Genomic DNA, 6,446 nt, shown 5'->3' with positions numbered 1-6,446 from the left:
CGTCGGTGTAATTGACGGTGTTGGTGTCGGTGTAATTGAAGGTGTTGGTGTTGGTGTGGGCGTTGGTGTGGGCGTTGGTGTTGGTGTGGGCGTTGGTGTTGGTGTTGGTGTTGGTGTTGGCGATGTTGGTGTGGGCGTTGGTGTTGGCGTGTCATTATCGGTAATGGCGACAGTGACAGGCCCGATCGCAATTCCGCTATATTTAACGTCGGTACTTGTTACCGCATGATTGATTGTGCCTGTGTGAGTACCTTCTACAACTGTGTCATCCGTCGCAATCACAGTTATAGTTTGGGCAATATTCCAATTAGTAGCGTCGAAGCTAATAGGGGCGATCGCACTTATTTGATTCCCCCCGTCAAAGCTGACTGTTACGGGCGCTGTTGGCTGCGAATTTAGCTGAAGTGTATAACTTCCCGTTGCACCGCCTTCTGCTGCTGTGGTACTGGCGGGATTAACGGTAACGCCGACTGTATCGCTGTCGCTGTTAGTAACGCTGACATCGGAGAGATTGAAATTGTTGTAATTGCTGTCTGTACTAGCAGCCTCAGTGACAATAGTGTAAGCAATATCGCCGTCAGCGATATTGTCGCCAACACCTGTCACCGTTACCGTCTGCGCCTGATTCCAGTTATTAGGAGTGAAACTTAAGCTATTAGTAGAAACTGTTCCTTCAGCAGGATTGGAACTACTTAAAGCGATAGTAACAGGTGCCGTAGGTTGAGTGTTGAGGACAACACTGAAATTAGCCGTACCTCCGACTTCTGTTGTAGTTAATCCTGCTGTGGGATTAACGGTAATGCCGGGAGTTTCGTTATCGCTATTCGTAACGCTGACATCGGCAGCCTTGAAATTGCTGTAATTGCTGTCTGTACTAACAGCCAAAGCAGTGACAATATTGTAAGTTTGATTGCCGTCAGCAATATTGTCGTCAACGCCAGTAATAGTTACTGTTTGCGGCGCACTCCAATTCGCGGGAGTGAATGTCAGCGAGGGTGTAGAAACTATTCCCTCGGCAACATTGGAACTGCTTAAGCCAACAGTCACGTTAGCAGTTGGTTGAGAGTTGAGTTGGACAGTAAATGTTGCTGTTCCTCCTGCTTCTGTTGTAATTAATCCGCTATCGGGATTGACTAAAATTCCAGCAGTGTCGTCATTAGTAATAGTAGTTGTCGCACTAGCAGTTGTAATTGTTGGAGTCGGGCCTGGTGCGATCGGATTTGATAAGGTGACAGTAATAGTTTCATCCGGTTCGATCGCACTGTCGCCCAAAACGTCCAAAGTAATCGTTTTCGATGTCTCGCCCGCAGCAAAATTAACCGTACCATTAACGTTAGTTGCCCCGGAAGTGCCGCCGATATTGTTGTAATCGCTGACGTTTGTAGCAGTTCCGGCGATCGCATAATTGACGCTACTGGCTGCACCGATACCGCCGCTGCGAGTAACGGTAAAAGTAACGGATACAGTTCCCGTATTGCCTTCAGCTACCGCAGCTACAGCGGCGGCAACAGCATAAGAAATAGTGCCGTTACTGGGAATAGTTAGGGTCGCTTGATTTGTCGTACCTGCAATGCCACCTGCGATCGTACCCAAGTTGAGAATGACTGTTTCTGCATTCTCAGCGATATTGTCAGGTTTAATAGTGACTGCAATATTTTGTTCTGTACTTGTTCCGCCTGCGGGGAATGTAATTGAGGTAGGGGAAATGGTGTAGTCTGAATTTTGGGTAGCGCTGCTGCTGGGGTCGATGACAATTGGTACAATGACATCAGCAAAAGGAGTGCCGCCGCTGACAGTAACGGGGATATTAACGACTGTATCTGCATCCCCTTCAGTCCCGCTGAAAGTAGCCGCACCAAAATTGATTGTGTTCTGTGAATTTAAGAGAATTGAAACATTATTAGAACCTCTGTTAGCAACTGCGAGATCGAGTCTGTCGTCGGCATTGAAATTTGCGATCGCAATAGAACTCGGATTTGTTCCAACGCTAAAGTTGGTCGCACTGCTAAAACCGCCAGTTCCATTTCCCGCCAAAATTGAAACGTTATTAGAACCGCTGTTGCTAACCGCTAAATCTCGTCTGTTGTCGCCATTAAAATCGCCAATCTTAATCGCACTTGGGTTTAAACCAACATTAATATTGGTCGGAATTGCAAAACTGCCATTTCCTGTTCCAAATAAAATTGAGATGCTGTTAGAACCGCTGTTGGCTACGGCGAGATCGAGAAAATTGTCGCCGTTCAAATCTCCAACTGCGATCGCACTCGGACTTTGACCGACATTAATATTAGTCGGATTGCCAAAACTACCTTGACCATTTGCCGATAATATGGTAATATTATTAGAATTTTGGTTGGCGACGGCGAGATCGAGAAAATTGTCGCCGTTAAAATCTCCCGCAGCGATCGCGCTAGGACTTTGCCCAACATTCACAGTAACAGGAGTGGAAAAACCCCCTTGTCCCGTTCCCAAATAAATGCCAACATTGCCTTCAGGTACAAAAGCATTGCCGCTGGATTGAGTAATGGCAATGTCTGGTAAATCATCAGCATTAAAATTGCCGACAGCGATCGCGCTAGGATTTTCGAGGGCAGTCAAAAATACCGGGTTGTTAAAGTTGCCATTACCCGATCCTAAAAAGATATAAATGCTGCTAAATTCGACACCTTGGGCGGAAGTTATCGCTAAGTCGGAAAAATTATCGCCGTTAAAATTGCCAACTTCGATCGCGGTAGGCCGCAATACCGAAGTCAAATCAGTTCCAGCGTTAAATCCTCCTTGACCGTTTCCCAGTAAAATAGAAACCCTATTCGTGGTGGGGTTAGCAACAGCTAAATCTAAGATGCCATCGTTATTGAAATTGCCAGTCGCAACAAAGGATGGACTGGTTCCCGCATTAAAATTATTAGGAGAACTAAACGTATTGAGAACGTGGCCGTAAGCTGCGATCGCTTCTGGCCCAAATACAATGCCAGCTTTAATTGTCCCCGCTGTCACTGTTAATTCCCAATCGCCGCCTTTTGCCGCACAACCTGTTAAGTTATTAGAAGCGGCAACATTTGCTCCTGTTAGTTGACTCAGGTTTTTTACAAATTCTTTACCTATATTTCCTTTGGCAACATTGCAGCCGTAGAGCAAAATTTCGGCAGTTGGTGTCAGCCCGCCCGCCCATTTCTTAACTGTTTTGAAAAAATTGTCGGCGCTATCTCTCAAATTTTCCAAACTCAATTCCACGTTCCCCAGTTGCAAACAACCGGGATTTCCGTGGGCAATAATGTGAATTACTGAAAATTTATTTCCCTGCAAAGCTTCGGCAATTTGTTCGATGCCGTTGCGGTTAGTTTCTAATTTAATTACTTCGGTTTCAGGGATAATGCCGTCGATTAATGTTTGACAGTCGGGGACGGCAGCATCGATAAATGCGATCGCTTTTGAGGAAGGTTGAGTCATTGACTTTAGGGAAACAGCCGTTGGGGCGAGCCCTAAGTCTGGGATGTTTAAGTCTGGGATGTTATCGTTATTACAGTTTTCGGCAGTGAGGGATTGGGGACTTGTGCCGGCAGGAAAGTTGGTACCGGTACTGAAAGTAGACATGATTAATTTACCTAGCTGATACTTCTGGTGTATGTGATGCCAGCAAGTGTACAAAAGCACCAAGTCTGTTGTATTGTAAATTCTTGCGGAAAACTTGCTAAAAATATAATTTTCTTGCGGAATTTATCCCTATTTGATGAAGAATTGTAACAGCGCCGACGGGCTAGGATTTTTATACGACAAAACTTACGCCTAAATACCAAAGAAACCGGGTTTTGTACCAAAATACACAGGTTTCCCGATCGGGTAAACAACCCGGTTTCTGAACCCCCGCAAGCCCTAGGCAAAAATACTTGGCAACTACAAAATGCTTTTAATGTGAGAGGGGCTTGAGTTTTGTTAAAGCCGATCGCGATATTTCTTAGGAGTCAAACCGACAATTTTGCAGAATGTCTTGCTAAAGTGACTTTGGTCGTGAAATCCGACTTGCTGGGAGATATATTTTATTGATAACTTCGGTTTTTTCAACAACTGTTTTGCTTTTTCAATTCGGCACTGGGTCACGTACTGATGGGGCGTGACTCCAGTCGATTGTTTAAACATACGGCTGAAATGATAAGAACTAATGTTCACTAAATTAGCAAGTTCACTTAAGTGCAAATCTCGGTTTATGAATTCATTAATGTAATGAATAACTAGCTGCAATTGGCCGGGGTCAAGACCGCCTCCAACATCTCGCCGGTTAGGTTTTTTCGCGCCATAGCGGTGCAGTATGTGCAGTGAAAGCGCGTTTTTCAGTGCATCGACATAAAGAGTACCGTTTAATCCGCCTGATTCTAGTTCGGTTTTGAGAGCCCAGGCAATTCCGTGAACCAACGGATCGCTGGTTTGCCATTGCGGTATAATTTCAATGGGATTTGAATTGATCGATTCGCCAACTGTATTGTCGAAGTCGGTAGGTTCAAGAGCGATCGCCATAAATTCATAGTCTCCGGTTGCAACTGACTGGAAATAAGTACCAGCAGCAGCGATGAACATCTGCCCACTTTGCCACGATTCGCTACCGCAGTTTTTCCCGTTCACTGTTCCTTTTAGTGTTGCTGAATTGAGCATCAAGCCAACCGTGTGCTGTTCGAGACAGTGTTCGGGACATTCGTTTGGTGGCTGACAGTGATATTCGACATGAATTCCTTGCCACTTTGCGCCGTGACTCGACAGGATTGCAGGGCGCGGGAGAATCACTTTCATCGCGTCTGTCTTGGCAAAATCAAGAATTAATGGTTTCTGTGGGGACATAGCTGGCACCGACTGGACGAGTTGCTATTTTGTAATTGACAACTCCTCGCCCTTCTACGGCGAGGATTCTTATAAACATCCGAGTGCCTTCGGGACTGACCGTCGGGAAACAAATCTGAGTTAAATCTGCAACAGCGTTCCGAGCGTACAAACCTAAAATACATAAAATGTAATACTTACTGGTATTTTACAGAAAAATCATGCACAGACGAGTTTCCCAGATTGCTATTGTACTTTTCCTCCAAGTCGTCCTAGTTCTAGGTGGGTGGGCGCAGCCTGCGGCGGCGCTGACTCCTGAACAGCAGCTTTTGAGTGAAGCTTGGCGAATTGTCAATCGCTCTTATGTGGATGACAGCTTCAACAATCACAATTGGTGGTCGATTCGCCAAAAGGCTGTCAAGCAACCGCTCAACGACAGACAGCAGACTTACACGGCGATTCAGGGGATGCTGGCGAATCTCGACGACCCGTTCACTCGACTACTGAAACCCGAACAGTACCGCAGCTTGCAGGTCAACACTTCGGGAGAATTGACGGGTGTGGGGCTGCAAATTGCGATCGACCCCCAGACAAATACCCTGACAGTGGTGGCTCCTTTGGCCGGCTCACCGGCGGATAAAGCTGGCATCCAACCCCTCGATCGCATTCTGAAAATTGATGGCACTCCCACCTCAGAATTGAGCCTAGACGAGGCTGCAACTCGAATGCGCGGCCGCATCGGCACTCCCGTTACCTTGACCTTGGGGCGCGAGGGAAGGGACGCTGCTGAGGACATTGAGCTAGTGCGCGATCGCATTGCTCTGAATCCGGTTTACGCCCAATTGCAGTCGGGGTCAGAGAATTTGCCGGTGGGCTACATTCGCTTGAGTCAATTTAGCGCTAACGCTACTGAGGAAGTCGCTCACGCGATCGACCGCCTGGAAAAACAAGGGGCCGCCGCCTACATTCTCGATTTGCGGAACAATCCGGGCGGACTGTTGCAAGCAGGGATTGAAATTGCCCGCTTGTGGCTGGATTCCGGGACGATCGTCTACACGGTGAACAGACAAGGCATTCTCGGCAGTTTTGAAGCCTATGGACAAGCCCTAACTAACGATCCGCTGATTGTTTTGGTGAACAAGGGAAGTGCCAGTGCTAGCGAAATTTTGGCTGGTGCGCTGCAAGATAACGGCAGAGCTCAACTGGTAGGCGAAAAGACTTTTGGCAAAGGGTTGATTCAGTCGCTATTTGATTTGTCTGACGGTTCCGGGTTGGCTGTGACTGTTGCTAAGTACGAGACACCGAACCATAAAGATATTAACAAGCTGGGGATTTCGCCCGATCGCGTAGTACCTTTGGAACCCATCGCGCGCGATCAAATCGGCACAGCAGCAGACTTGCAATATCAAGCTGCACTGCAACTACTGAAAGAAAAAACCGTGCTGGCAAAGTCAGTATAAGCCGGAGTTTGCAGTTTTGAGCTTGCAGCAGGTGACAATACGCAGGTCTGTCTGTCTCTGCGTTTGCTTCGCCACGACAGACAAGAATGATCTAAAAAATTTTTAACTTAGGAATGAGAATTAAATAACTTCCACTCTTGAAAGTGGGATGGGCGTCCCGCCCGTCCTTTTTGGACG

General features: G+C 46.9%; 4 protein-coding genes. 1 reads left to right on the top strand and 3 read right to left on the bottom strand.

The window, feature by feature from the left end; translation table 11 throughout:
* From QUB26_RS14685 to QUB26_RS14675, 3 genes are all read right to left on the bottom strand, one after another.
* A partial coding sequence (locus QUB26_RS14685) for a DUF4347 domain-containing protein (RefSeq protein WP_333254307.1) occupies nucleotides 1-3,594 on the bottom strand: 3,594 nt, incomplete at its 3' end.
* Between the two features lie 339 nt (nucleotides 3,595-3,933).
* A complete protein-coding gene (locus QUB26_RS14680) occupies nucleotides 3,934-4,830 on the bottom strand; it encodes an AraC family transcriptional regulator (protein WP_333244031.1) in 897 nt (298 codons plus the stop codon).
* Nucleotides 4,802-4,981, bottom strand: coding sequence for a hypothetical protein (locus tag QUB26_RS14675; RefSeq protein WP_333244033.1), 180 nt, complete (start codon nucleotides 4,979-4,981; stop codon nucleotides 4,802-4,804). The genes QUB26_RS14680 and QUB26_RS14675 overlap by 29 nt, the downstream gene beginning before the upstream one ends.
* Before the next feature lie 49 nt (nucleotides 4,982-5,030).
* Between QUB26_RS14675 and ctpA the strand changes: the two genes are divergently transcribed.
* Nucleotides 5,031-6,269, top strand: a complete 1,239-nt coding sequence (gene ctpA, locus QUB26_RS14670) for a carboxyl-terminal processing protease CtpA (RefSeq protein ID WP_333244037.1) — start codon at nucleotides 5,031-5,033, stop codon at nucleotides 6,267-6,269.
* Nucleotides 6,270-6,446 lie beyond the last annotated feature (177 nt).

This window comes from Microcoleus sp. B4-C1, from assembly GCF_036705285.1.
Lineage (GTDB): Bacteria > Cyanobacteriota > Cyanobacteriia > Cyanobacteriales > Microcoleaceae > Microcoleus.
The sequence above is the reverse complement of the archived record's forward strand: the minus strand, read 5'-3'. Positions and strand labels throughout refer to the sequence as shown.

Bases quoted from the DNA above. Each gene is read 5' to 3' on its own strand.
- ctpA (WP_333244037.1), top strand. From the start codon at position 5,031: ATGCACAGACGAGTTTCCCAGATTGCTATTGTACTTTTCCTCCAAGTC.
- QUB26_RS14680 (WP_333244031.1), bottom strand. From the start codon at position 4,830: ATGTCCCCACAGAAACCATTAATTCTTGATTTTGCCAAGACAGACGCG.